The organism is Bacillus sp. FSL W8-0519 (genome assembly GCF_038005585.1).
Lineage (GTDB): Bacteria > Bacillota > Bacilli > Bacillales > Bacillaceae_G > Bacillus_A > Bacillus_A paranthracis.
In genome coordinates this window covers 2,782,645-2,806,539 of the sequence record NZ_JBBOTL010000001.1, presented here as the reverse complement: position 1 = coordinate 2,806,539, position 23,895 = coordinate 2,782,645, and the positions used below count along the sequence as shown (strand labels likewise).

General features: G+C 32.8%; 34 protein-coding genes. 21 read left to right on the top strand and 13 right to left on the bottom strand.

Going from position 1 to position 23,895, the window contains the following annotated elements:
- Nucleotides 1-157 precede the first annotated feature (157 nt).
- From aacC to NST14_RS14745, 13 genes are all read left to right on the top strand, one after another.
- Nucleotides 158-955: a BA2930 family N-acetyltransferase gene (aacC, locus tag NST14_RS14805; protein ID WP_130776749.1), complete on the top strand. Its 798-nt coding sequence runs from the start codon at nt 158-160 to the stop codon at nt 953-955.
- Nucleotides 956-970: 15 nt separating this feature from the next.
- The gene (locus tag NST14_RS14800; RefSeq protein WP_000676710.1) at nt 971-1,660 is read left to right on the top strand and encodes a phosphopantothenoylcysteine decarboxylase domain-containing protein; all 690 of its coding nucleotides are present in this window, start codon (nt 971-973) and stop codon (nt 1,658-1,660) included.
- Nucleotides 1,661-1,783: 123 nt separating this feature from the next.
- On the top strand, nt 1,784-2,257 hold the full coding sequence (locus NST14_RS14795; protein WP_061536289.1) for a tetratricopeptide repeat protein: 474 nt from the start codon (nt 1,784-1,786) through the stop codon (nt 2,255-2,257).
- A gap of 12 nt (nt 2,258-2,269) precedes the next feature.
- Nucleotides 2,270-3,319, top strand: a complete 1,050-nt coding sequence (locus tag NST14_RS14790) for a hypothetical protein (protein ID WP_000117469.1) — start codon at nt 2,270-2,272, stop codon at nt 3,317-3,319.
- Complete coding sequence (locus tag NST14_RS14785) at nt 3,312-3,806, top strand: NUDIX hydrolase (protein WP_000525962.1); 495 nt, start codon at nt 3,312-3,314, stop codon at nt 3,804-3,806. The genes NST14_RS14790 and NST14_RS14785 overlap by 8 nt, the downstream gene beginning before the upstream one ends.
- 102 nt (nt 3,807-3,908) lie before the next feature.
- Entirely contained in the window at nt 3,909-4,418 is a 510-nt protein-coding gene (locus NST14_RS14780; RefSeq protein WP_001037865.1) for a DUF402 domain-containing protein, read from the top strand.
- 209 nt (nt 4,419-4,627) lie between these two features.
- Complete coding sequence (locus NST14_RS14775; protein WP_000822635.1) at nt 4,628-5,218, top strand: TetR/AcrR family transcriptional regulator; 591 nt, start codon at nt 4,628-4,630, stop codon at nt 5,216-5,218.
- Entirely contained in the window at nt 5,215-5,943 is a 729-nt protein-coding gene (locus NST14_RS14770) for a hypothetical protein (protein WP_000699947.1), read from the top strand. Before NST14_RS14775 ends, NST14_RS14770 begins: the two co-directional genes overlap by 4 nt.
- A 227-nt stretch (nt 5,944-6,170) precedes the next feature.
- Complete coding sequence (locus tag NST14_RS14765) at nt 6,171-6,926, top strand: ABC transporter ATP-binding protein (RefSeq protein ID WP_000218629.1); 756 nt, start codon at nt 6,171-6,173, stop codon at nt 6,924-6,926.
- A gap of 17 nt (nt 6,927-6,943) precedes the next feature.
- Nucleotides 6,944-7,930, top strand: a complete 987-nt coding sequence (locus NST14_RS14760; RefSeq protein ID WP_000276922.1) for an aliphatic sulfonate ABC transporter substrate-binding protein — start codon at nt 6,944-6,946, stop codon at nt 7,928-7,930.
- 16 nt (nt 7,931-7,946) lie between these two features.
- Nucleotides 7,947-8,795, top strand: coding sequence for an ABC transporter permease (locus NST14_RS14755; protein ID WP_000432113.1), 849 nt, complete (start codon nt 7,947-7,949; stop codon nt 8,793-8,795).
- Nucleotides 8,796-8,871: 76 nt separating this feature from the next.
- The gene (ssuD, locus tag NST14_RS14750) at nt 8,872-9,984 is read left to right on the top strand and encodes an FMNH2-dependent alkanesulfonate monooxygenase (RefSeq protein ID WP_000422271.1); all 1,113 of its coding nucleotides are present in this window, start codon (nt 8,872-8,874) and stop codon (nt 9,982-9,984) included.
- Between the two features lie 138 nt (nt 9,985-10,122).
- On the top strand, nt 10,123-10,215 hold the full coding sequence (locus NST14_RS14745; protein WP_001289320.1) for a putative holin-like toxin: 93 nt from the start codon (nt 10,123-10,125) through the stop codon (nt 10,213-10,215).
- A 228-nt stretch (nt 10,216-10,443) separates the two neighbouring features.
- Here NST14_RS14745 and NST14_RS14740 read toward each other — a convergent pair whose 3' ends face one another.
- Nucleotides 10,444-11,265 (bottom strand): HNH endonuclease, encoded by an 822-nt coding sequence (locus tag NST14_RS14740; protein WP_000189721.1) that lies wholly within the window; start codon nt 11,263-11,265, stop codon nt 10,444-10,446.
- Nucleotides 11,266-11,414: 149 nt separating this feature from the next.
- Between NST14_RS14740 and NST14_RS14735 the strand changes: the two genes are divergently transcribed.
- A complete protein-coding gene (locus NST14_RS14735; protein ID WP_048557962.1) occupies nt 11,415-12,500 on the top strand; it encodes an AI-2E family transporter in 1,086 nt (361 codons plus the stop codon).
- Nucleotides 12,501-12,741: 241 nt separating this feature from the next.
- On the opposite strand, the gene NST14_RS14730 is transcribed toward NST14_RS14735, so the two are convergent.
- Genes NST14_RS14730 through NST14_RS14705 form a run of 6 tightly spaced genes read right to left on the bottom strand, consistent with a single transcriptional unit; the run spans nt 12,742 to nt 13,726 of the window.
- Nucleotides 12,742-12,882 carry a YrzI family small protein gene (locus NST14_RS14730; RefSeq protein ID WP_000142740.1) on the bottom strand — a complete coding sequence of 47 codons (141 nt, stop codon included), beginning with the start codon at nt 12,880-12,882 and terminating at the stop codon, nt 12,742-12,744.
- A gap of 25 nt (nt 12,883-12,907) precedes the next feature.
- The gene (locus NST14_RS14725; RefSeq protein WP_000669815.1) at nt 12,908-13,048 is read right to left on the bottom strand and encodes a YrzI family small protein; all 141 of its coding nucleotides are present in this window, start codon (nt 13,046-13,048) and stop codon (nt 12,908-12,910) included.
- A gap of 25 nt (nt 13,049-13,073) precedes the next feature.
- A complete protein-coding gene (locus NST14_RS14720; protein ID WP_000668966.1) occupies nt 13,074-13,217 on the bottom strand; it encodes a YrzI family small protein in 144 nt (47 codons plus the stop codon).
- Between the two features lie 25 nt (nt 13,218-13,242).
- Nucleotides 13,243-13,386 (bottom strand): YrzI family small protein, encoded by a 144-nt coding sequence (locus tag NST14_RS14715; RefSeq protein WP_000668983.1) that lies wholly within the window; start codon nt 13,384-13,386, stop codon nt 13,243-13,245.
- A 28-nt stretch (nt 13,387-13,414) separates the two neighbouring features.
- Entirely contained in the window at nt 13,415-13,558 is a 144-nt protein-coding gene (locus NST14_RS14710) for a YrzI family small protein (RefSeq protein WP_000142725.1), read from the bottom strand.
- Nucleotides 13,559-13,585: 27 nt separating this feature from the next.
- Complete coding sequence (locus NST14_RS14705) at nt 13,586-13,726, bottom strand: YrzI family small protein (RefSeq protein ID WP_000156198.1); 141 nt, start codon at nt 13,724-13,726, stop codon at nt 13,586-13,588.
- Nucleotides 13,727-14,166: 440 nt separating this feature from the next.
- Between NST14_RS14705 and NST14_RS14700 the strand changes: the two genes are divergently transcribed.
- The 7 genes from NST14_RS14700 (at nt 14,167) to NST14_RS14670 (ending at nt 18,639) form a co-directional block, all read left to right on the top strand.
- The gene (locus tag NST14_RS14700; protein ID WP_229142772.1) at nt 14,167-14,760 is read left to right on the top strand and encodes a DUF4825 domain-containing protein; all 594 of its coding nucleotides are present in this window, start codon (nt 14,167-14,169) and stop codon (nt 14,758-14,760) included.
- 14 nt (nt 14,761-14,774) lie between these two features.
- On the top strand, nt 14,775-15,263 hold the full coding sequence (locus tag NST14_RS14695) for a DinB family protein (protein WP_000424651.1): 489 nt from the start codon (nt 14,775-14,777) through the stop codon (nt 15,261-15,263).
- Nucleotides 15,264-15,388: 125 nt separating this feature from the next.
- Nucleotides 15,389-15,769 (top strand): GntR family transcriptional regulator, encoded by a 381-nt coding sequence (locus NST14_RS14690; RefSeq protein ID WP_000805196.1) that lies wholly within the window; start codon nt 15,389-15,391, stop codon nt 15,767-15,769.
- Entirely contained in the window at nt 15,766-16,638 is an 873-nt protein-coding gene (locus NST14_RS14685; protein WP_000560908.1) for an ABC transporter ATP-binding protein, read from the top strand. The genes NST14_RS14690 and NST14_RS14685 overlap by 4 nt, the downstream gene beginning before the upstream one ends.
- Complete coding sequence (locus NST14_RS14680) at nt 16,635-17,306, top strand: DUF4052 family protein (protein ID WP_000178194.1); 672 nt, start codon at nt 16,635-16,637, stop codon at nt 17,304-17,306. Before NST14_RS14685 ends, NST14_RS14680 begins: the two co-directional genes overlap by 4 nt.
- Before the next feature lie 36 nt (nt 17,307-17,342).
- Nucleotides 17,343-17,822 carry a CcdC family protein gene (locus NST14_RS14675; RefSeq protein WP_073535816.1) on the top strand — a complete coding sequence of 160 codons (480 nt, stop codon included), beginning with the start codon at nt 17,343-17,345 and terminating at the stop codon, nt 17,820-17,822.
- A 190-nt stretch (nt 17,823-18,012) separates the two neighbouring features.
- Nucleotides 18,013-18,639 carry a CPBP family intramembrane glutamic endopeptidase gene (locus NST14_RS14670; RefSeq protein WP_048557959.1) on the top strand — a complete coding sequence of 209 codons (627 nt, stop codon included), beginning with the start codon at nt 18,013-18,015 and terminating at the stop codon, nt 18,637-18,639.
- Nucleotides 18,640-18,854: 215 nt separating this feature from the next.
- Here the strand turns inward: NST14_RS14670 and coaW are convergent, their stop codons facing one another.
- The 6 genes from coaW to NST14_RS14640 all read right to left on the bottom strand — a co-directional run bounded on the left by coaW (nt 18,855) and on the right by NST14_RS14640 (nt 23,801).
- The gene (gene coaW, locus NST14_RS14665; protein ID WP_098487199.1) at nt 18,855-19,685 is read right to left on the bottom strand and encodes a type II pantothenate kinase; all 831 of its coding nucleotides are present in this window, start codon (nt 19,683-19,685) and stop codon (nt 18,855-18,857) included.
- A gap of 93 nt (nt 19,686-19,778) precedes the next feature.
- Entirely contained in the window at nt 19,779-20,177 is a 399-nt protein-coding gene (locus NST14_RS14660; protein ID WP_000547657.1) for a 3-hydroxyacyl-ACP dehydratase FabZ family protein, read from the bottom strand.
- A gap of 55 nt (nt 20,178-20,232) precedes the next feature.
- A complete protein-coding gene (locus NST14_RS14655; protein WP_000222674.1) occupies nt 20,233-21,432 on the bottom strand; it encodes an LL-diaminopimelate aminotransferase in 1,200 nt (399 codons plus the stop codon).
- A 180-nt stretch (nt 21,433-21,612) separates the two neighbouring features.
- Nucleotides 21,613-21,975 carry a hypothetical protein gene (locus tag NST14_RS14650; protein ID WP_000722267.1) on the bottom strand — a complete coding sequence of 121 codons (363 nt, stop codon included), beginning with the start codon at nt 21,973-21,975 and terminating at the stop codon, nt 21,613-21,615.
- Between the two features lie 170 nt (nt 21,976-22,145).
- On the bottom strand, nt 22,146-22,445 hold the full coding sequence (locus tag NST14_RS14645; protein ID WP_033687998.1) for a hypothetical protein: 300 nt from the start codon (nt 22,443-22,445) through the stop codon (nt 22,146-22,148).
- 153 nt (nt 22,446-22,598) lie between these two features.
- Nucleotides 22,599-23,801: an MFS transporter gene (locus NST14_RS14640; protein WP_000269249.1), complete on the bottom strand. Its 1,203-nt coding sequence runs from the start codon at nt 23,799-23,801 to the stop codon at nt 22,599-22,601.
- Nucleotides 23,802-23,895: the final 94 nt, after the last annotated feature.

The window sequence follows — 23,895 nt, the reverse complement described above, 5'->3', positions numbered from 1 at the left end:
ATTTTTGGTGAGCTCTTTGTTTGTATATAGTGTTTTTATGTTTTTGATGTAACGCCTTCATTTTTTGCATAGATAAAATGATTAAGTTAAAAATTAAGAAAAATATGATAATATATGTATGTAGTAGTTTAAAACAAATGGGGGAACAATAGTGAAAATGAATGACATAGTGGCAAGTACGCAATTGCCAAATACAATCAAAACAATTACAAATGATTTAAGAAAATTAGGATTAGAAAAAGGAATGACAGTTATTGTACATTCTTCGTTAAGTTCCATTGGCTGGGTATCAGGCGGAGCAGTTGCAGTAGTAGAGGCGTTAATGGAGGTTATTACAGAAGAGGGAACGATTATTATGCCAACTCAGTCTTCGGATTTATCTGATCCGAAACATTGGTCAAGACCACCTGTACCTGAAGAATGGTGGCAAATTATTCGGGATAACGTTCCAGCATTTGAGCCACATATAACACCAACAAGGGCAATGGGAAAAGTAGTTGAATGTTTTCGTACATATCCGAATGTAGTACGTAGTAACCATCCATTAGGAAGCTTTGCTGCATGGGGAAGACATGCAGAAGAAATAACAGTAAATCAGTCACTATCGATGAGTTTAGGAGAAGAATCTCCATTAAGAAAAATATACGATCTAGACGGATACATATTATTAATTGGTGTTGGATATGATTCGAATACTTCTGTACATTTATCAGAAGTACGTTCTGGTGCATGTGAGTTAATAAAAGTAGGGGCACCTATTATAGAAAATGGTGAAAGAGTATGGAAAGAATTTGTTGATATGGATTACGATTCTGACAAATTTGTAGAAATTGGTGTAGAGTTTGAGCAAAAAGGAACCGTAACAATGGGGAAAATAGGAAACGCAAAGTGCCGTCTTATGAAACAACGTGATATAGTTGACTTTGGAACAGAATGGTTTCGTAAGAAAAATTAGTAAGGGATGGTTACGATGAAGGGGAAAAAGGTATTAATTACAAGCGGTGGTTGTTTAGAAAAATGGGATCAAGTACGCGGCCATACAAATATGGCAAAAGGAACAATTGGAAGAATAATCGCCGAAGAGCTTATAAGTAAAGGGGCCCATGTTATATATTTACATGGTTATTTTGCGGAGAAACCGAATGATATAAACAATCAATTAGAATTACATCCATTTGAAGGAATTGTTGATTTACAAGATAAAATGAAAAGTATCATTACGCATGAAAAAGTCGATGCGGTTATTATGGCAGCGGCTGGATCTGATTGGATTGTGGACAAGATTTGTGATCAAGAGGGTAATGTTCTTGATATGAATGGAAAAATCTCAAGTGATATAGCACCAATTATACATTTTCAAAAGGCACCGAAAGTATTAAAACAAATAAAAGAGTGGGATCCAGAAACTGTACTCGTTGGCTTTAAACTTGAAAGTGACGTAAATAAAGAAGAATTGTTTGAAAGAGCGAAAAATAGAATGGAAGAAGCGAAGGCGAGTGTAATGATTGCAAATTCACCACATTCTTTATATTCGCGCGGAGCAATGCACTACGTAATTGGACAAGACGGTAAAGGGCAGTTATGTAATGGAAAAGATGAAACAGCGAAAGAAATTGTCAAAAGGTTAGAGGTACTATGTAATCGCGTTACTGCTTCATAATTTCAAGTATTTGGATAAGAGTGAATCCGCATAGTATATATTGGTAAGCGAAACTTTTTGCTTTGATACAAACGTTAACCATTCAATATGGATACATAGAATAATTGGTGAGGAGTGAATTCTATGGAACATTTATTAAAGCAAGCTATTAAACTCCGGAAAGAAAAGAAATATGCGCAGTCTAAAGAGATACTCATTGGATTAACGAATTTTACGAGGGATGCAGAAGTACTTTATCAATGTGCTTGGATACATGATGTAATGGGGCTGGAAACAGAAGCTATGCCGTATTATGAACAGGCAATTGCAAACGGTCTTGAAGGTGAGTCACTTTGCGGAGCTTATATCGGCCTTGGTAGTACATATCGTTGTATAGGTGAGTATGACAAAGCAATTACTGTTTTAGAAACAGGATTACAGCAGTTTCCAAATAATGATGTGATGAAAGTATTTTTGTCATTAGCGAAATATAACGTAAACGATCATGAATCCGCGATGAAATTATTACTTGAAACAGTCGTAAAAGTAGAAGAAGTGAAAGAATTTGAACGTGCTATTTCATTTTATAAAGATCATTTAAATGAGGTTTTTAAATAGAGGAGTGAACATATGAGTGTCACACTTTCGCGAAGGCGAAAAGGTATATGGATTGGACTCGTATCTTTAATCTTGTTATCAAACTATTTATTATATGCTCTTCCGATTGTACCAGCTGCTCCGAAAGAAGTTGTCCTTGGGTCAATATTAGATTGTATGTTTGTAATTCCAATCATTACGTATTTCTTTATTATTCGAAAAAGGTACTCGTTAACGTATATATTTCCTGTTGTAATAGCTGGTTATATATTTGCAAGATTTATTATTCCAAGCGACTATTTACAAGCTTTTTCATACGTTTCTTATATTATAGTTGCAGGGGAAATTGCTTTTGTATGTTTTGAGTTATTCCTTCTATATAAAATTGTTAGAATGCTTCCTACAATAAGAAAAAAATATAAAGAATATAAAAGTGAGTATTCTTCATTTTCTTATGCAATTGATGCAGCGTTTGACACCACTATGAAAAGAAATAAATTAGTAGATATCATTGTAACAGAGTGTAAGTTAATCTATTATGCATTTTTATCGTGGCGTGAAAAAGTGCCAGAAGGTGAATGCGTATACTCATATCACAAAAAGACTGGTGCAATAGGTGTATATATTATGATCATCCATGCGACTTTAATAGAAAGTATCGGTTTTCATTATTTGTTTCATCAATGGAATCCAGTTGTAGCATGGGTGTTACTTATTTTAAACGTATATGCAATGTTTTATTTTTTAGCTGAAATACAAGCAATGCGTAAAAATCCAATTATTGTTACGGAAGAACAGGTAATTATTCAAATTGGATTAGGGAAGAAAATCATTATACCGTTTACACAAATTGATAAGATTACGTTTTATAAAGGAGAACTTTTAAAAAAAGAGAAAGAGCTTCTTGACGCAACGGTGATGGAATTTATAAAGGAACCTCCAACATTTGAAATAATACTTAAAGAGCCAATAAAAGCACAATTGTTATATGGATTTTCTAAAACAGTAAGTCGTGTTCACTTAAATGTTGATGAGGAACGGAAATTTTATGATGCAGTTACCGAGAAATTAAAACATGGGTAATGCTATTAATTTTCATCGTGCGTTTGGTGTGTACGGTATTTGTATCGAAAATAATAATATATTAGTAATCGATAAATCAAAAGGTCCATATAAGAATAGATATGATCTACCTGGTGGGAGCTTATATGAAGAGGAGTCGCTGTTAGCGGCACTCCATAGGGAATGTAAAGAAGAAACTGGATTAGAAGTAAAGGTTATAAAGCAAGTAGGAACGGTTGATTTTCAATACCCTTCAAAGTTTAAAGATTATACACATGTACACCATATTGCAGTTTTGTATGAAGTTGAAAAGAGTGCAGGGAAAATCATAGTACCAAAACAATTTGAAGGTCAAGATTCTTTAGGAGCGAGATGGGTTTCTATAGAAAGCATTACAGAAGACAATTCATCTCCGCTTGTATGTAGTGCAGTAGAGTGGCTGAAAACAAATGAGCTTCCATTAGAAGTAAAAAAATATGAAACATGGACAGTGAAAAACTCCTTCTAAAATAAGAGGGAGTTTTTATTGTGTATTTGGAGACCAAACACTTCTTTATCACTATATAAATGGATATAATAAAGCTAGAAATAGCATAAGGGGAAACAAAGAATGAATAAATTACTAACACCAAAAAGTGAAATTATAGAAAGAAAAATAAGATATGACTCGACAACAGTAGAACACACTTGTTTATTACTTGAAAAGCAGTTGCAAAGTATCGTGCTATTTCATGAGGTTCAGTATTCATTTACAATGACTGCACATCTTGCGAGTTTAACAATCCCAAAAGGAAGTTACACCATTGCATACTATTGGGAAGATCGTCCGTACAATTTATACATATGGAGAGATAAGAATGGAACGTATTTAGGCTCTTATTTTAATGTTGTAAAAAATACGCAAATAACAGATGAACTAGTGTCATTTGAAGACTTAATTATTGATATTTTGGTACTTCCAAGTGGAGAATATTTTATTTTAGATGAGGATGAGTTACCTGAGTCTTTAGAGGAGTTTGAGGATGGTTATGTGAATGAAGCTCTTAATGTATTAGAGGAAATAATTCAAAAGACGCTTCCTCAAATGATTGTAGAGACAGAAAGAGTGAGGTTAAACTAAATTGTAATCGATTTGAAAATAGAATACGTGTTTAATGAAATTGAGTAGTCTCAAGTTATATAATCTAACTTTTTTGATAAGTCTAAGGTTAGATGTATATTTCTTGGGATTACTCTTTTTTTGTGGAAATTAATATTGACTGAATACAGTTCAGTCGTTTATGATTGAATTATATTCAGTCGCAGAAAAAACATAATAGGAGATAACATATGAAAAGAATATCGAAAGAACCAGATGTTAGAAGGCAAGAGTTGATGGATATTGGTTTTGAACTATATATGAAAAATGGTATGAAAGGATTTGGCATAAAAGATGTTGTGAATCATGCTGGTGTAGCAACGGGCTTATTTTATTATTACTTCAAGTCTAAAGAGAATTTTGTTGATGAAGTATTAAATGATTTTATTGTGAAAAATATGGAGTTAATTGAAGAAATACTTGTTTCTAATGAACGGTCTGTCATGCAAAAGCTGAAAGATTCTCTAAATATATTTTGGACATTTATCGAAAAATTAGCGCCTTATAAAAATGTGAGTTCGTTTCAGACGGAACAACATTTTCAACTGGAACAGAAATTATTTACGCGAATGCAGCCATTAATTCGACAAGTAATCGAAGAAGGGGTGAAAACTGGGATTTTTAATATTGATAACTCATTATTAGCATCAGGATTTATTTTATACGGTCTTAGCAGTATTGCTCATTCAGAGGTGAATTTGAATCTAGACATGAAGCGAGAAATGGTTAATTTAGTATTAAATACACTACGATATGATCAAAGAGAAGGAGAATGTATATGAAGATCATGATTGATGGAAACAATATTTCGAATGAACAACTTACAAAGTGGAAAAAAGAACGTATGAAAAAAGTTTTCAATACATTAGGACATAAAGAGCCAGAATTAAATGATACAGACGTTATGATAAAAAAACTAACAGAACTAAAATTAAATTATTCATACAATGAAATGTATGATAAGTTAAAATCTAAACTTAAATTAAGTGAAATGGGTATGCGTATTTGTACTGCTTTATCTGGTGATAGACGAAAATTTTCAAAAACAAATATTTATTTAGATGGGATTACAGCAGAAGAGGCGATAAATGGAATTGATAGTTTTATGCTTGAACAATCAGATGAAAATAATCAAGTGAATTTATCAGCCTGTCCAGATCACTACGTACTAAGACCCTTTGGGGAAAATGAATTGGAGGTTATCGAAACTACTGGTAATTCTCCATTTCCAGTTCAATTTTTTATTGTTTTTGGTGACGAAACAGGATTAAAGACACCTAGAGATAAGTCTTATCAATACCAATCAACAGGTGTTGCACGTATGAAAGACGGTACTACTATTGGTGGAGTTCGACATCAATTCAAAGATACAGATACTGGTATAGAAGTAAGTCTAGTTGTAGAGTTTCCGGCACTTTGTCCTAATAGTCTTATTGAATCGCATCAAATGCATTTGGCATGTGAGTTTTCTTATTGGTTACAGTGGATTAAGGAACATAAAAAATAATTTTTATATAAATAACAATAAGGGTATTTAAACGAATCATATGTATTTTTTAATAAAACCTAGTTGACTTATCGGAAATATTTGTATAATATGTACTTAATTCTATTACGTATTGCTGATTGGAGAAACCAAAGGCATTTTATCTATTGATAAAATGCCTTTGGTTTTTTTATTACATAAATACTGAATCTATTCATTTAGATGAATCATTTCAAGGAGGGGAAGAAGTGACTGTTTCAATTAATGAGGTATCAAAATATTTTTCGAAGCAAACTGGTACTGTTCAAGTATTAGAGAATATTAATTTTCAATTAAAAAAAGGGGATTTTGTTACAGTAATTGGTCCGAGTGGTTGTGGAAAAAGTACATTATTAAAAATTATTGCAGGTTTAGACAACGATTTTGAAGGTGAAATCATTATTGATGGGGAGCGTATAACAAAACCGAGTAAGAAGCAAGGATTTATATTTCAAGAGCATCGTCTGTTTCCGTGGTTAACAGTTGAAGAAAACATTGCAGCTGATTTGTCATTAAAAGATAAGTATGTGAAGGATAAGGTAAAGGAATGGGTTAAAATTGTTCGGTTAGACGGTTTTGAAAAATCATATCCGAAAGAAATATCAGGCGGGATGTCACAACGTGTTGCGATTGCAAGAGCGTTGCTAAGAGATCCTAATGTATTATTACTTGATGAACCATTTGGAGCATTGGATGCATTTACCCGAAGTCATTTGCAAGAAGTACTGCTCAACATTTGGGAACAAAAAAAGACGACAATGATATTCGTTACACATGATATAGACGAAGCAATATATCTTTCAAACAGAATTGTCATCATGAGTGCAAAGCCTGGAAAAATACATAAAGTAATTGAAAATAATTTACCTTATCCGCGTAGTAAAACTTCGGAGTCATTCCAAGAAATTCGAAAGAAAGTATTACAGCAGTTTGAGTATGGAGGATTGATTCAAACAAGTTTATAGGGAGAGGGTGAGTATTTATGTATAAAAAATTTAAAGTTCTTTCTTTTGCATTAGCTATTTCTTTATTTTTATTCGGATGTGAGAAAAGTACAGCAAGTAGTAAGAAGGAAGATGTAACAGTACAAATTGGTATTCAGCAAGGGTTAAGTCCACTATTACTCGCGCAGAAAAAGGGATGGTTTGAAGAGGAGTTTAAAAAAGAAGGAGTTAAGGTGAAATGGACAGAGTTCCAAAGTGGACCTCCTTATTTTGAGGCAATCGCATCAAATCGATTAGACTTTGGTGAAGTTGGCAATTCTCCAGTTATTTCCGCGCAAGCAGCAGGTATTGAATTTACCGAAATTGCTAATACAAGTTATGCGAGAAAAGGAACAGGGATTCTTGTACAAAAAGATAGCAAGATTACGAGTGTAAAAGATTTAAAAGGTAAAAAAATCGCAGTAGCAAAAGGAAGTAGCGCATTTAATTTATTGTATCGAGTGCTTGATAAAGAAGGTATCAATGCGAAAGATGTAAATGTTATTCAACTGCAACCAGATGAAGCGCAGCCAGCATTTGAATCAGGATCAGTAGATGCATGGGCAATTTGGGATCCTTTCATATCGTTACATACGGTAAATAAAGGAGCGAAGGTGATTACAGATGGTGAACAATTAAATGTATCTTCTCCAGAGTTTTTAATTGCGAGAACAAAATTTGCGAAAGAGCATCCAGAATTAGTGGAGAAATTCCTTAAAGTATATGAAAAAGCACGTGTATGGCAAGATGAAAACTTGGATGAAGCAATAAAAATATACACTTCTGCAAAGAAAATAGATGCAGATATTGTAAAAGAAGTGTTTAATCACGACAAACCCATCTTAGTTCCGGTAACGAAAGAAATAGTTGCAGAACAGCAACAGACAGCAGATTTTCAATATAAGCTTGGTTCTATAAAGAAAGAAATTAAGACAGATAAAGTTGTAGATAATTCTTTCGTAGAAAAAGCGTTAAAGGCGAAGTGAAAAGAGGTTGTATAAATTGGAGAATACGAAAGCGGTTATTAAAAGGGCGAGTATAACGATTGAGAAAAACAATGTAAAGAAAGTACAGAAGACGAATATCAAATTTTTGATAAGGGCAATTACTATACCGATTATTATATTAATAATTTGGCAATTGGCCGGCGTATTCGGTCTAGTTTCTAAAACAGTTTTACCAACGCCGCTAGATATATTTTTAGCTTTTCAAGAACTTATAAAAACAGGAGAGTTATTCGGTCATGTAAGTATTAGTGTATTCAGGGCTGCGGCTGGTTTCTTTATTGGCGGGAGTTTAGGAATTATTTTAGGAACAATTGTTGGATTTTCAACGAGAAGTGAGCAATATTTAGATCCGTCAGTACAAATGTTAAGAACTGTGCCTCACTTAGCTGTTGCACCGCTTTTCGTATTATGGTTCGGTTTTGGGGAAACATCAAAAGTGTTATTAATTGCAGATGGTGCATTTTTTCCTTTATACGTAAACGCGTTTCTAGGAATACGAGGTGTAGATTCAAAGTTATTTGATGTTGCGAGAGTGTTAGAGTTTAGTAAAAGAAAATTAATTACAAAACTAATTTTACCGGCAGCATTGCCAAACCTATTACTTGGGGCAAGATTATCATTAGGAGTAGCATGGGTGAGTTTAGTAGTAGCAGAACTTATGGGATCTACAGAAGGTATTGGCTATATGATTATGGATGCAAGGCAATTTTCAAATACAGATATTGTATTTGTCGGTATTATTATCTTTGCATTTGTTGGGAAGTTTTCGGATTCACTCGTACGTTTACTAGAAGTGAAGTTTTTAAGATGGCGAGATAACTTTAAAGGCGAGATAGGAAATTAACATATAAATTATTAGGGGTAATTTATATAGAGTAGTTTAGTGTACGTTTCAAAATAAATAAGGGGTGTGTAAAGGTATGGAATTATTATGGTTTATTCCGGCGTATGGAGATGGACGATATTTAGGAACGACAAAACGAGGAAGAGCAGCTGAGTATGGTTATTATAAACAAGTTGCACAGGCAGCTGATTATTTAGGATATACAGGTGTGTTACTTCCAACTGGCCAAGGTTGTGAAGATCCATGGGTATTAGCATCGGCACTTGCAGCTGAGACAGAAAAGCTAAAATTTTTAGTAGCAGTTAGACCGGGACTAATGTCACCGACAGTTGCAGCAAGGATGGCATCTACATTTGATAGAATTTCAGACGGGAGGTTACTTATTAATGTAGTCGCTGGAGGAGATCCAGTTGAATTACAAGGAGATGGATTGTATCTTGAGCATGATGAAAGATATGAAGCAGCTGATGAGTTTTTAAAAGTTTGGAAATCGACATTGCAAGGTGAAACATTTTCTTTAGAAGGAAAACATATTAAAGTTACGGAAAGTAAAGTTGTGTTCCCGCCAGTGCAAACGCCATACCCTCCTATATATTTTGGAGGATCATCCGCTGCTGGAAAGGAAGTTGCAGCAGAACATAGTGATGTATATTTAACGTGGGGCGAGCCACCAGAGCAAGTGAAGGAGAAAATAGAGGAAGTAAGAAAACTGGCAGAAGAGAAGGGACGTTCAGTGCGATTTGGCATCAGGTTACACGTAATTGTAAGAGAAACAGAAGAAGAAGCGTGGGAAGAGGCAGAACGTTTAATTCAATATGTAGATAATGAGACAATTGAACTTGCTCAAAAGACATTTGCAAGATATGATTCAGTTGGTCAAAAGCGAATGACCCATTTAAATAAAGGTACACGGGAGTCGTTAGAGATAAGTCCTAATTTATGGGCTGGCATCGGGCTTGTAAGAGGTGGTGCAGGTACTGCGCTTGTTGGAGATCCGCATACAGTAGCAGATAGAATAAAAGAATATGAAGCGTTAGGAATTGATACGTTTGTATTATCGGGATATCCTCATTTAGAAGAGGCATATGAAGTGGCAGAACTGTTATTTCCTTTATTGAAAGAAGATAAGAAACAAGAAAATAAAATTGTTGGTGAAATGATAGCTGATGCATATGCATTAAAAAAATAGTGAGAAAAAACCCGCAAGTAAATCACTTGCGGGTTTTCATCGTAAACTATCAGAAAATATGGTAAAATTAAATAGTAACTTAAGGTACGGTTGGTTGTTCAATTATCACTTCTCCAAGTAGGAGGGGGGTGATAATAAGTGAGTGAAATAGCGTTGTTACTGCAAGGTGGACTGTTTCTCGTTGCATTGTTAACATTCGTCGTCGTTTTAATAGACAAGCTCAAAAAATAACAACCCACCTATGCCAATAGAATGTGGGTTGTTTTGTTTGTAAGAAACAAATAGGATAAATGAACAATCCAATCTGCTAAGTTACGTGGACTAGTGTGTAGCCGCACACTAGTCTTTTTTATTTATATACAATTTATAATTGGTTTATGTGATTGTATTGTTCTTTTCATACTTATTATAACACAGTGTCTTTTCATCAAGAAAGGAGACCGTATGTTCTGTTTCTAATTAAATAGAAGGTGACTTTTCTTTAAAGAGCCCGTCCATATACTGTTTTAAAGTTTGAACGTAAAATTTTTGCTTATTTACATCATTTACACCGACTATTGGTGATGGAAGTTCATATCTCTTTTCGGATAAATGAACGACAACGTCAAAAATATCAAATAGACGGATGAAACAGAACAGACCATCTTTATCACTTAATAAAATAAAGTAATGGTTTTCACTATTTGTATTTAATGTATTCCATAATGAACTTTTGCTTAAATCGCGAACAATGCTCTTTTCTTTTAATTCCATGAAGTCGGCATTCGATAGGATGCTAGAAATATCAATCGCATCTGGATCTTCAAAATAGCCATCGACTGCTTGTACAGCGAAAGTATAAGCCATTTTTAATACACTCATTTTATACTTACGGTTATCTAAAAGTAATTCCCGTTGAATAGAGCTAGCTACTTTCGTTACACGTTCTTCTTTCCAGATTTCGTTATGTAGTGAAATATCGTGCTTTTTACATAGTTTCATAATTAATGCATTGGAATAAAGTATTTCGTCACTTACTTCAACAACATCTGTCTCAGCGGCCGCAAGTTCCTCACCATGCTCATTCGTATAGAGCGGGGAGTCAATCTGTTTTTTCATATGTTCAATCTTAAACTGACTTAATTTATGCCGAATTAAGGGGCGATCAATATTTGTTGTCATTTGTTCATAACAAGTATCACAAATTGAGTTTGTGAAATAATATCCACATAATATTTCTGGGATGACATATTGTTCACTAAGTTCTTTCGTATCTTTTCTGCAAATGATGCATTGTGTCATTTTTATCACCTTTACCTGCAAATTTGTATGTAATCTCATTGTAGTGTATTTATTGGTATTTTGGAATATTGTAAAGGAAAATATTATGTGAAATTGTTACTTATTTTGGTACAATGAAGAGAAGTGCTAGTTTAAAGGAGGACGTTTTTTTGAAATCGAAAGTGCACTTTTGGACATTAGAAGTGCTAATGGTTGTAGCGATCATATTTATTTGCACAAAAATATCGTTTCTATTTCAACCGTTTGGTATCTTCATATCAACGCTGTTTTTCCCAATCTTAATCGCGTTATTTTTATACTTCATATTTAATCCGGTGTTAGTCTTTTTAGAGGAGAAAAAAGTACCTAGAAATTTAGCGATTTTACTGTTATATCTTTTTATCATAACATTAACTGCGGTTGGCGTTGGGGTAGTTGTTCCAACGATCTCACAACAGCTAATGGATTTAGTGAAAAATATGCCAGGCTATATAAAAGAGGGAAAACTATACATACAAGATTTATCCCATCATAGATTGTTTGAATGGTTATCTACACAAAATTATGTTTCCATTGAAACAATTGAAAAAAATGCAATTGAATACTTAAAGGATATACCAAACACAATTACGTCGAGTGCAACGGCTTTATTTGGTATCATAACGAACGTCGCATTAGTTATTTTTACAGTACCGTTCATTTTATTTTATATGTTTAAAGATGGACATGCGTTTCCAGGAAAAGCAGTAAGCTTATTACCAGAGTCATACCGTGAAGAAGGGCTTCGTATCATTAAGGAAACGAACGAAACATTATCTGCATATATTCAAGGGCAAGCGCTCGTTTGTATATTTGTAGGTGCTTTTACTTTTATCGGTTATTTAATTATCGATTTACCGTACGCTTTTGTTTTAGGAATTATAGCTGCATTTACAAATATAATTCCTAACTTAGGCCCATTTATCGGTGCAGCACCAGCTGTTATTGTAGGTTTGTTCGTATCTCCGATGCAAGCGTTGTACGTAATTATTATCGTAACAATTGTACAACAATTTGAAAGTAACATCATTTCACCGCGTATTATGAGTTCAAAATTAAATATCCATCCGTTAACAATTATTATTTTAATTTTAGGGGTAGGTAACTTTGCTGGAATTATTGGAATGATCTTGGCGGTGCCAGTGTACGCAGTAACGAAAACAGTTGTATCGAACTTAGTGAGACTGTTTAAGACGAAACGAAGTAATCGAAAATAGTATATGTTGAGAAAGATACACCACTTTTTAAGTGGTGTATCTTTTGTTTATTAATCAATGTTAAAAAGTGTACGAATGCAATTTTATTATATATTTATTACATATCAAATAAAACGGTAAAGTTGTATGATATAGCCCCCAATAAACTATGTGGAATCCCTCTGAACTATCCAAATCATTTCCTTACAACGTGCTATCAACATCATAATCGACTCCTTTCAAGTTTTATATTTTTAAAGGATTATAGGTGAGTGTAGTATTTGCTTCTACGATCTCGAATTTCGTCCATAATCTTTTTGTATTGTTGCTCTTGTTTTAATTCATCTTCAGAAAAGATTTCTTTCTGGATTGTAATTGTTAAGAAGAAAAGATGAAACGTCATGATACATTCCTCCTTTCGAAAGGAATTATAGATGGCTACAGTAGTGACTTTGACGTTCTTTTACATCTTCCATAGCTTTATTAATTTGATGGTCATGCAATACCTCACTGTCCGAGAACTTAGTTTTTTGAATGGTAATCGTTAAAAAGAATACTTTAAATTTCATTAGATAAAACCCCTTTATAATTGATTTAGAAAAGACGGCTGTAATAAGAAGCTTGACGCTCTTTTACTTCGTCCATAATGGTTTGAATGTGTTGCTCACGTAAAATCTCTTTCTGTGAAAGTTTACGTTTTTGAATAGTGATAGTTAAAAAGAATGCTTTAAATTTCATTAGATAAAACCCCTTTATAAGTTTATTAGAAAAGACGGCTGTAATAAGAAGCTTGACGCTCTTTTACTTCGTCCATAATAGTTTGAATGTGTTGCTCACGTAAAATCTCACTTTGAGAAAGCTTACGTTTTTGAATGGTGATAGTTAAAAAGAATGCTTTAAATTTCATGAAGGTATTGCTCCTTTAAAATATATTTTTAATACATATGCGTATAATATGAACTTTTAATGTCAGTCATTTTATCAGTCAGTTGTTTTATTTGTTGTTTACGAATGATTTCACCTTCAGATAAAGTATTTTTCTGAAGTACAGTCGTAAAAAAGAAAATATGAAAAGTCATAAATGAATTCCTCCTTTCGAAAAGGAATTACATGTGATCACAATAAAGTGCTTGGCGCTCCTTAACATCATTCATAGCTTTTTCAATTTGCTCATTATGAAAAATTTCATGTTTGGAAATTGTATTTCTTTGAATCGTAATACTTAAAAACAATACGCTAATAGTCATCGAATGTTGCTCCTTTCTTTAAAAAATAATGTAAGAGACTAAAAAATCGCACAAAAAAGCCACAGGAAGATATAGTTCTCCTATGGCAGGGCGTGAAAAAGCCACAGGAAAGCATACGACCTCCTGTGGCGAATTTATGAATTAATCGAAATAATGTACGATTTTCAATTCTCCATTAGGGTGGTCGAATTCATATTTAATTGTCCAGAAAACACAGGTGCAGTTAACGCTAAAGTTAAAGCATGTAATTGTAATTTCATCATTTCCTTCGACCTCCTTTTAGAATATTTTTCTTACGTTAGTAAGTATATACAATTAATGGATAATTGTAAACATAAAAAATGAAAATTTTTAATTTTGATTAAAATGCGTATATTTTAAAGGGTTTTGAGAAGGTGTATTGTAATTAACGAAATATCGATAAAAATGGGGGATGCTAAATGAAATATATGCATCGTAATGTAGTTGTTATGCTAACAATTTTTTTATGTATTACTGCTTGTTCTAGCGGAGAAAGAATAAAAGAAATATCTGATGTTGAACCTGGTGACTTTAAGCAATATGCTGGGACATATGTTGGGAATAACTCAGATGTGGTTGCAATTGTTAATCGTTTACCCGGTGGTGAAACATTTCAAAGTGTAAGTTTAGAGAATGAAAGTATAAAGGTGAACTATGGTACAAAAGGAAATGGAACTTTGACAGAAGACATGGTTGAGACGTATTGGTTTGATGGTAAGGATACGATGGAGAAGAATTTTCTCTTTAACGTTATTTATTTAGCGATTTTAGTACCAAATGCAAAAGGTTACGAGTTGCAAGTAGAAAATAAAAATTTCACGATAAAAAGAGAAGAAATACTATCAATCCTGTATGAAAAGTTTGATAATTTCCCAAAAGAAAATGATTTATGGGATAAAAAGAAAGTAGTAAAGTTTCTTAACGAAAATAACGAAGAAATTACAATGCTTATGAATGATAAAGAGTTTAGGAATGCTTTATTTGTAAAGTATCCAGTACAGCAGTTGAAATGATGGGAGGAAAATAGGTGGAGTTAGTATATAAAATTACTTATCATCGAATGCAAGATCATTATTTACCTAAGTTAATACAGGCAATTAGCTTCGTTAGTGAAGAAGATTTATGGAAACAAGGGGATTCTGTGAATTCAATTGGTGGAATCGTACTACATATTTGTGAACATATACAGAGAAATACTAGTCGTTATAAAAATCCAAATATAGTCTTTGAAAAGGGAATTGAGGAGTATTTTCCAGTAAAGCGACAACGTACTGAACTTTTGCTACAGTACGTTGAAGACGTATTTGATGAATGGGGAACAGAATATATACAAGCATGTGGAGAAAAAAGACATATTGACCTTCATAGTTTATTACATTTAGTGGAGCACACAAGTTATCATTTAGGGCAAGTTGTAGATCGTACAAAGTCTATAAAGGGACAACAATTTAATTTTTGTCAAAATGGTATAAATGAAAAGAATTTAAAAATTAGAGTTGAAACTTCAAAATTTTAGAAAGAGAGTCATTCTTAAACGAATGACTCTCTTTTTTTATAAAAGAAATTTATGGAAATATACATTTTTATGTGATATGGTTAATTACATAAGTAATGAACCTATGAACCTAAGGTGGTGAAATTATGAAACCTACTCTGGAGCAAAATAAATTAATATACTTGCAAATTGCAGAAACGATTGAATCTGATATTTTAAAAGACATATTACTTGAAGAAGAACAAGTTCCATCAACAAATCAATTTGCGAAGATGTTACAAATAAATCCAGCTACTGCAGCTAAAGGGGTAAACGTATTAGTGGATGAAGGGATTTTATATAAAAAGAGAGGGATCGGGATGTTTGTTGCAAAGGGAGCGAAAGAAGTTGTACTTAAAAAAAGACAAAATACTTTTATGACCGAATATTTACCTAAAGTGTGGGAAGAAGCGAAAGTATTAGAAATATCCAAAGATGAATTGATGGATATGATTCAAAAAATTACGAAGGGGGGGAACGAGGGATGATTGCACTTGAAACGAAAGATATAACGAAAAAATACAAAAAGAAAGTAGCAGTAAATGAAGTAACGATTTCATTGGAAGAGCATAAAATATATGGTTTGCTCGGTAGAAACGGAGCAGGAAAAACGACACTATTAAATTTACTTGCAGGTCAAATTACTTCAAGTAGTGGAAGCGTATCAATATTTGGCGAACATGTTTTTGAGAATAGTAAAGCGATGCAAAATATTTGTTTTGTTAGAGTAAAAGAAGAAGCTCAGTTAAGTTTTAAAGTAAAAGAAATTTTTAAGATGTGCAGCATGTTTTATAAAAACTGGGATGGAAAGTATGCTGAAGAACTCGCTAATAAATTTCAGCTTAATATGACAGTGAAATATCATAAATTATCACACGGCATGCAAACAGTCGTCGGCATTATTCAAGGGTTAGCAAGTAGAGCACCAATTACTATTTTTGATGAACCAACTACAGGTTTAGACGCAGCACACCGTGAATTATTTTATAGTCTACTACTAGAAGATTACGGTGAGTATCCACGAACAATTATATTATCAACACATTTAGTAGAAGAAGTAACCCATGTGATTGAAGATGTGATAATCATAAAAGAAGGAAGATTAGTTGTTCAATCATTGGTAGAAGATTTATTACAACAAGTTCAGATTATTTCAGGGCAAAAGGATAAAGTGGACGAGTTCTTGATCAATAAAAAAGTATTAAATCGAGAAGTTTATGGAAATAAGGGTATTGCTGTTATATGGGAAGAACTTTCTAATGAAGATTATTACTCTCTTGAAAAAGAAGGTTTAGCAATTGATAGAATTACATTGCAAAAATTATTTATTCATATAACTGGTGGTGAAGTGAAATGACGATGTTAATGAAGCAGTTAAAGTTACATATTAATTTTCATTATAAAGCAATTTTAATATTTTGGATTGTAGCCTTATTAATAAAAGGAGCTTTAAATGCTGCGCATTTAAATGGAGTGAACATTGGTTATTTACCCGAAATTATAAATAACCCGTCAATAGCAATTATGTTGTTTATAGTAGGGAGTGTTTTCATCATTCAAGATGAGCTATTTCGTTTAGCTGTTTCATTTGGTGTAACGAGAATTCAATATTTCATCGGAGCAATTTGTTATATCATCTTGCAATCCGCAATGTTTTCGTTTCTTCAAATAATGCTTTTACAAGATATAAAATATAATTTAGTAAATGTTAGTTTTGGGGAGCAATCGGTGCAACAATTTATTTTGCAATTTTTATTTTATGTTACAACAGCATGTTTCTTTCAAGTGGTAGTAGTTTTTAAACAACGATTTCAGTGGATCGGTCTTATGATTGGTGGGACCCTTTTCTTATCAACAAATAGTGTACTTTATGGAGAAGCAGGGGTAACCAGTTTATTATTTACGAGTGATGGATCTTTAGTAAATATACCGTATTTTACTGTTATTTCAATTGGATTAACTGTCCTTTATATCATAACTAGTAGTATATTTATTCGTAAAGTATCATTCGAAAAAACGATTTGAAATATTATTAGATTACTATAGAGAGAAGGATAGCAAATGGGAGACACATCTTCACTCATTACAGTCTTTTTAGGCATTGCACTATTAATATTCTGGCGTCGTTATCGCTCCATGCATAAGCCAATAAAGGGATCAGGAAAACGTATTTTATGGCCGTTATTATTTTTAACACCAGGTGTTGTATGGTTTTTTGGTCCAGTACATCCAGCTATATTACAAGTAGTTATAGCGGTATTCATTGGGGTACTTTTCTCTGTGCCGCTTATAGTATTAACAAATTATGAACGAAGAGATGATGGGAGTATTTATACGAAAAAAAGTGCTGTCTTTTTAATTACTTTTATTGCACTTGTCGTTTTAAGATATGGTTCAAGACAATTTATTGTAGATTTAGATCAACAAACGGTTGGTTTATTATTTTACGTAGTTGCAGTATCGTATATCATTCCGTGGAGAATTGCTTGTTATATAAAGTTTAGGAAAGTTTTGCGGGGGAATAGTAATCATACAGTGTAAAAACAAAGACTTCTCAATAGAGAAGTCTTTGTTTTTATGAAATCATTATATGCTATGTAACTAATTTTCCCTCTCAAAATCATCACTATATGGTAAAATTTTATAATGAATGAAAGAAATGTATGGTAATGGGGGTAAATCAAATACATGAAATGAAATAGTTCTTTTTGAGAGGAGGTAATGAGTCGATATGAGCTACTTTATTGCGTTAGTATTTGCTGTTTTATTAGCTTTTTCATATAAAATTGTTGATATTACAGTTGGCATTATTATTGGAAAAACGTTGTACCGCAAGATAGAAAATGAGATTATTTATATATGGGGGACAATACTGACGATAATTAGTTATTTTTATGTAGATAATTATGTATTCCGTTTACCAATTCACTATGAATCAATTGTTGTATTAATCTTGATTGCTTTGATAACGAATATTGTCATTTCACGATACTCAGGATATAATCCAATTGGGAAAAAGAATATCTTAAACTTTGTAATTATGTATCCTATTTTTGAAGAAGTAATTTTTAGAGGGATGATTATACCAATACTTAACAACGCATTCCCAATCCTCTCTAATTTTGAAATAGCTTACATACCAGTTACGCTACCAATTCTAATATCTTCCTTTCTATTTGCTGTATCTCACTTACAATATTACAAATTTAATCAGACTAGTATAAAATTTATGCTGTTCGCATTTTTAGGTGGAATAATACATGGTATGATTACGGATTCCACACTATCAATTGTTTTCCCAATATTATTACATATAGAATTTAACTTCCTTTCTGTATATTACGCAAAAAAGCTGTAGTAAATTGATAATTGAGTTAGTGTATTTATAAATGAATTATTGAAATCTTATTAAAAAAGGTAAGAAAATAGTTTTTTTACTACAGCTAACGAATTTTACGTCAACAATCACCTCTAGCTGGGGAACTAGTTGATTTTTACAGTAACAAAGATAAAATCTCACATGTAGAGACTGTTTTAGCGTATAAAATCCGCATTTCAAAAAGCTGACAAAAGTCAGCTTTTTTTATTCGTAGCATAAAGTAAAGCACCAATCGCACCGCTATTACCACCATCTTGTAAAAAAACAGGTGTTTTATTTTGATATTTTGTGTAGCTACTAATAATATTTTGAAGGTGTATGTTATTACATAGAGTTGAACCAATATAAATAATATGGTCAATGTTTTTTGTTTCGGCGAATTGAAGGCTTAATGCAGTAACGACTTCACCGACAAGTCCTTGTACAGTAGCAAGTATATCTGAATTATTATAATTTGATTCTATAGTAGCGGCTTTACCAAAATTGCTTGCAGTTAAACTATTATCAATAGGGGAGAGAATACCAACATAAATATCTCCAACCGTAATATCTAGTTTTTTTCTAGTTCCTACTTTTGTTAAAGGGATCACATCTTCAAAATGATCTAGATTTGTTAATAATTTTGAAAGTCCCATGATAGTACCACCGCCAACACCAGTTCCGCCAGCTCGAATATATTGGTCATTATAAACGTAATGAATAGAAGTACCTGTACCGATATTTGTTAAAATAAAGTTGTTTATATCATACTTCTCTTCTTTTAAAATGTATCGGACGCCTATAAGAGTAGCTTCAAATTCATTTAGTTCTACTATTTTATATGAGTTTGAAAGTAGTTGCTGTAATTCTTTCGCTTTACCACCTGTAATACATATTTGCTTTTTACCAGTGTTTTTCTTAAGCCAATCTATTATTTTATCTTGTTCATTTGAATAAAATTTTTCAAAAGCTAATTGCCTTTGTTCATCCAAATAAGCAATTTTCGTTAATGTGCCTCCAGCATCGATACCAATAGTACTTTCCATTTGTCTGCTCCTAACTAAGTAATTTATTTACTCTGTTCATGTTGATGAAACGAATTTTTAGGAGATAGACACCCCCGTTGAATTACATGATTTTTATTCTGCTTGATATATTAATAGCTTTTCTATCGTTACAATCGGTTGATTATTAACGGTTGCGGTACCTTTACCGAGAACAAAACCTCGGCGATTGCGAGTTAACTCATAATGCAAATTAAGTTTATCACCGGGATATGCTTTTTCATGGAACGTAACCCCATCTAACGAGGAAAGGAAGCCTAGTCCGTTAGAATCACTTGTATGTACAAATGCACTAAGCTGAGCAAGTGCTTCTACAATTAACATATGAGGCATATGTTTTTGACTATCATTTATAAACCATTCGTTATTTGTAATGAGTTTATATCCTGTAACGGATTCACCTTGTTTTACATTTGTTACTTTATCAATCATTAAAAATGGATAACGATGAGGAAGAGTGTCTTTAATATGCATTTAAGTACCTCCAATGAATAATACCCCTGCTTATAGTTAAGCAGGGGAGTTATCATTAATTTTTAACTAATTCTTCTGCTTTTTCAAGAGAAAAAATGCCACTATTTCTAATGTTTTCAACAACTTGTTGTAACACTGCTTTATCTTGAACGAGTGCAATGCGTACAAAGCCTTCTCCGTGAGGTCCAAATGCATGACCTGGCGTAACAACGACATTCGCACGATCCATTAATGCATATGCGAAATCTATAGAAGTCCAGCCGTTCGGAATTTCGGCCCAGACGAACATACTGCCAGCTGGTTTATCAACATTCCAGCCAAATGTTCGGAATCCATCAACTAAAGTATCTCTACGTTCTTGATAAATACCGCGGTTTTTCTCACAAAAAGCAGCGCCATTTCTTAGTGCAACACATGCCGCTTTTTGAATTGGTAAAAACACTCCGTAATCTGTATTAGATTTAAATTGTGTAAGTGCCCCGACAATTTCTTCATTTCCAATCATATATCCAATACGACTACCTGCTAAACTATAACTTTTTGACAAAGAGTTAATTTCTACGCCAACTTCTTTAGCACCAGGCACAGAAAGGAAGCTAATTGGTTTATTACCATCAAAATAAAATTCAGCATAAGCAAAATCATGGACAACAATAATGTTATGCTTTTTCGCAAATGCGATTACTTCTTTAAAGAAATCTTCATGAGCCATTGCTGGAACCGGATTCCCTGGGAAGTTTAAAATCATCATCTTCGCTTTATCTGCAATTTCTTCAGGAATTAGCTCTAAGTTAGGTAAGAAATCATTTTCTTTTTTTAAAGGCATGTAGTAAGATGTTGCTCCAGCCATTTGAATTCCTGTTTCATAAGCTGTATATCCTGGGTCAGGAACTAATATAATATCTCCTGGATTCGCATAAACCATAGGTAAATGAACGAGTCCGTCCTGTGACCCCATTAATAATAAAACTTCTTTATCGGCATTTAATATAACATTATGAGTGTTGTTGTAATATTCAGTTACAGCTTCGTGAAATTCTTGAATACCACTTAATGTGTATCCATAGCTTTCTTTTTGATTTGCTGTATGTACCATTTCTTCTCTTACGAAATCAGCAGGTGGCATATCAGGATTCCCGATACTTAAATCGATCATTTTGTGACCTGCTGCAATTTTTTCTTTTTTATAGGCCCCTAATTCACTAAATATAGAAGATTGGAATGCTTTCATTCTAGTTGCTAACGTGTAAGTCATCAAAACCCCTCCTAAAAAACAGTGTTTTCTTTCTGCGTTTTTAATTATTCTGAAAACACATGGTTACATTTTATCACTTTTTTGTGAAAATTAAAATGATTGACAAATTTAGAGGGAGGATAAAGAGATGGAATACAAAATAACGCAGAAAACATTTTCTGCGTTTGATATGAAGTGTAATTATTTCTTTTTATATGTACATAATTTTTCCACTGCATAAAAGTATACGTTTAATTTGCCATCGACAACTTTTAAAGTTTGATCTGATGTAAATGAGTTACCATAATCAATGTGATATACATTAGAATCCTTAACAAATGAGCCTTTGTATAAATCTTCTTTTTTCTTCGTTGTTTGCATCTCTACTAAATATTGAATGATTTTTTCTTTCTTTTCTTCTTTTACAACTGTTTCAAATTTATACGATATAGGACAAAGACCGTTTTTATTGTCAACGACTTCCCAAGAACCGTAAATATCATTATTGCTACATCCGCTAAGTAAAACGATGAATATTGGAATAATTAATAGAATCTTTTTCATTTTGTACTCCTTTCTTTGCATTTTCAATAAACGTGCGAATACGATACGAACATTGTAATAAATAAAGTTTAAATTTTTATAAAGAATTATTTAATTTCATATAAAAATTTAGGGGGGATTGAAAAAGCATGAATCTAGTGTAAAGTCAGATTCATGCCGAGTACAATAGTTTATGTGATGTTTCTTTTGAGGAAGAATAAAGAGGAAAGTAGGATCACAATTCCATTTAAAATATATACAATTGCAACAATAAAGGCTAATGTACCTGCGACAAATCCAGCTTTATCAAATATAGAAGCGAATGCTACGGTAGCCAAAAAAACAATAGGAGTTATCAGTAAAAATATGAAACCGGCGATAATTCTTTTTTTAAAGTTATGTCCAGATAAGGAAATAGCTAAAAAGTTTATGATGCTAAGCAGAGCTAATACAAAAATAAATATACTAAATAACCGCATGCCATCAGACAATTGCGCACCCCCTATATATATCATGTTAGTATACTGTATTCGAAAGAGAAAAGGGGTACTCCTTTAAATAATTACAATAAGCGTAATAAATAAGTTTTCATATAACAAAGACGCATGGATTAATCTAATAGGACCCATGCGTCTTTGTTTATGTTATAAATTCGCAGATTGCGATGGTTGTTTTTCATACTGTTTCTGTTTAGAAAGCGATATGAAGATAATGAATAATGAAATAACACCGAAAATAAGAACCATATATTGCAATCCAATCGTATCTAAGAAGAAGCCTGTGCCAAGTAAGACAATTTGGAACATCACTCTCTCAAACATATTACGGAATGAGAAGAGTCGGCCGTGATAGTTCTTTTCCACTTTCGTTTGGAAAATTGTTGACATAATAGGGAAGAAACAACCAACACTAAAACCAAACAACCCAAATGATGTAAGAGACATCCATTTTATATCGCTAAAGAACAATGATAGATGTGCAAAAGCGGTACAAACAGCGAAGAAATATAGTAACTTTTCAGGTTTGAAATGATCAGATAAACGTTTAATAACGAAGGCACCTAACATAAATGCGATACCTTCAATCGTATATATAAAGCCTTTAATCGTTGGATCATGTTGCATTTCGCTAATATTAATTACCATTAAATTAAATCCAGCTATAAATAATAGAGGGATAATACTTAATATAAGTGCTGTGAAAGCAATCGGAATTCCTCTTAAAATACGAAATACTTCCATAAAGCTATTATCTTTTGCCGCTTGCTTACTAGGTGTTGTTGATTTCTTATCTTCGAATTGTAGGAAGAAAGTTGAGAGGAATAATAAAGCATATGCTGCCATTGAGAAGGCGTACATATATTGTAAACTCATTACAACTAAAAGAATTCCACCTAGTGAAGTACCTGCAATACGAGCGATTGTACCTACATTCATATGTACACCGTTCATTTGTAATAACTCATGCTCACGTACGATGAGTGGAATTACAGATTGTAATGCAGGGAAATAAAATGCTGCTGAAATTTGAAGCGCAACCATAAATGCAATCATAAAGGCGATACTTTCAAATTGGATAGCGAAAAACATAAAAATAACACTAATAACACGACCAAAACCAGCATAAAGAAGGACTTTTTTCTTTTCATATTGATCGATGATACGACCAGCCATAGGTCCCACTAGAACACCTGCTAATAGCCCGATAAACAATATAACTGATTTCATGAAATCAGAAGGGACATATTTTTGCATAAATTCCAGGTTGCCAAGAATTCCAAGCCATAACCCTAAACCAGCAATAAACTCCCCAATTAAAACAATCCAAACATTTTTGTTACGCCACATAATATAAAACCTCTCCGTCTTTTAAAATGAAAAACTCGTATATAAAACCTCCTTATTTTATGTATTATTTTTAACGAACTTTTTTAGAGTCAGA

Bases quoted from the DNA above. Each gene is read 5' to 3' on its own strand.
- NST14_RS14700 (WP_229142772.1), top strand. From the start codon at position 14,167: ATGAAATATATGCATCGTAATGTAGTTGTTATGCTAACAATTTTTTTA.
- NST14_RS14670 (WP_048557959.1), top strand. From the start codon at position 18,013: ATGAGCTACTTTATTGCGTTAGTATTTGCTGTTTTATTAGCTTTTTCA.
- NST14_RS14785 (WP_000525962.1), top strand. From the start codon at position 3,312: ATGGGTAATGCTATTAATTTTCATCGTGCGTTTGGTGTGTACGGTATT.
- NST14_RS14730 (WP_000142740.1), bottom strand. From the start codon at position 12,882: ATGACGTTTCATCTTTTCTTCTTAACAATTACAATCCAGAAAGAAATC.
- NST14_RS14710 (WP_000142725.1), bottom strand. From the start codon at position 13,558: ATGACTTTTCATATTTTCTTTTTTACGACTGTACTTCAGAAAAATACT.
- NST14_RS14790 (WP_000117469.1), top strand. From the start codon at position 2,270: ATGAGTGTCACACTTTCGCGAAGGCGAAAAGGTATATGGATTGGACTC.
- NST14_RS14675 (WP_073535816.1), top strand. From the start codon at position 17,343: ATGGGAGACACATCTTCACTCATTACAGTCTTTTTAGGCATTGCACTA.
- NST14_RS14680 (WP_000178194.1), top strand. From the start codon at position 16,635: ATGACGATGTTAATGAAGCAGTTAAAGTTACATATTAATTTTCATTAT.
- NST14_RS14770 (WP_000699947.1), top strand. From the start codon at position 5,215: ATGAAGATCATGATTGATGGAAACAATATTTCGAATGAACAACTTACA.
- aacC (WP_130776749.1), top strand. From the start codon at position 158: ATGAATGACATAGTGGCAAGTACGCAATTGCCAAATACAATCAAAACA.
- NST14_RS14720 (WP_000668966.1), bottom strand. From the start codon at position 13,217: ATGAAATTTAAAGCATTCTTTTTAACTATCACTATTCAAAAACGTAAA.
- ssuD (WP_000422271.1), top strand. From the start codon at position 8,872: ATGGAATTATTATGGTTTATTCCGGCGTATGGAGATGGACGATATTTA.
- coaW (WP_098487199.1), bottom strand. From the start codon at position 19,685: ATGGAAAGTACTATTGGTATCGATGCTGGAGGCACATTAACGAAAATT.
- NST14_RS14650 (WP_000722267.1), bottom strand. From the start codon at position 21,975: ATGAAAAAGATTCTATTAATTATTCCAATATTCATCGTTTTACTTAGC.
- NST14_RS14780 (WP_001037865.1), top strand. From the start codon at position 3,909: ATGAATAAATTACTAACACCAAAAAGTGAAATTATAGAAAGAAAAATA.
- NST14_RS14775 (WP_000822635.1), top strand. From the start codon at position 4,628: ATGAAAAGAATATCGAAAGAACCAGATGTTAGAAGGCAAGAGTTGATG.
- NST14_RS14760 (WP_000276922.1), top strand. From the start codon at position 6,944: ATGTATAAAAAATTTAAAGTTCTTTCTTTTGCATTAGCTATTTCTTTA.
- NST14_RS14800 (WP_000676710.1), top strand. From the start codon at position 971: ATGAAGGGGAAAAAGGTATTAATTACAAGCGGTGGTTGTTTAGAAAAA.
- NST14_RS14705 (WP_000156198.1), bottom strand. From the start codon at position 13,726: ATGACTATTAGCGTATTGTTTTTAAGTATTACGATTCAAAGAAATACA.
- NST14_RS14685 (WP_000560908.1), top strand. From the start codon at position 15,766: ATGATTGCACTTGAAACGAAAGATATAACGAAAAAATACAAAAAGAAA.
- NST14_RS14715 (WP_000668983.1), bottom strand. From the start codon at position 13,386: ATGAAATTTAAAGCATTCTTTTTAACTATCACCATTCAAAAACGTAAG.
- NST14_RS14740 (WP_000189721.1), bottom strand. From the start codon at position 11,265: ATGACACAATGCATCATTTGCAGAAAAGATACGAAAGAACTTAGTGAA.
- NST14_RS14795 (WP_061536289.1), top strand. From the start codon at position 1,784: ATGGAACATTTATTAAAGCAAGCTATTAAACTCCGGAAAGAAAAGAAA.
- NST14_RS14640 (WP_000269249.1), bottom strand. From the start codon at position 23,801: ATGTGGCGTAACAAAAATGTTTGGATTGTTTTAATTGGGGAGTTTATT.
- NST14_RS14655 (WP_000222674.1), bottom strand. From the start codon at position 21,432: ATGACTTACACGTTAGCAACTAGAATGAAAGCATTCCAATCTTCTATA.
- NST14_RS14660 (WP_000547657.1), bottom strand. From the start codon at position 20,177: ATGCATATTAAAGACACTCTTCCTCATCGTTATCCATTTTTAATGATT.
- NST14_RS14690 (WP_000805196.1), top strand. From the start codon at position 15,389: ATGAAACCTACTCTGGAGCAAAATAAATTAATATACTTGCAAATTGCA.
- NST14_RS14725 (WP_000669815.1), bottom strand. From the start codon at position 13,048: ATGAAATTTAAAGTATTCTTTTTAACGATTACCATTCAAAAAACTAAG.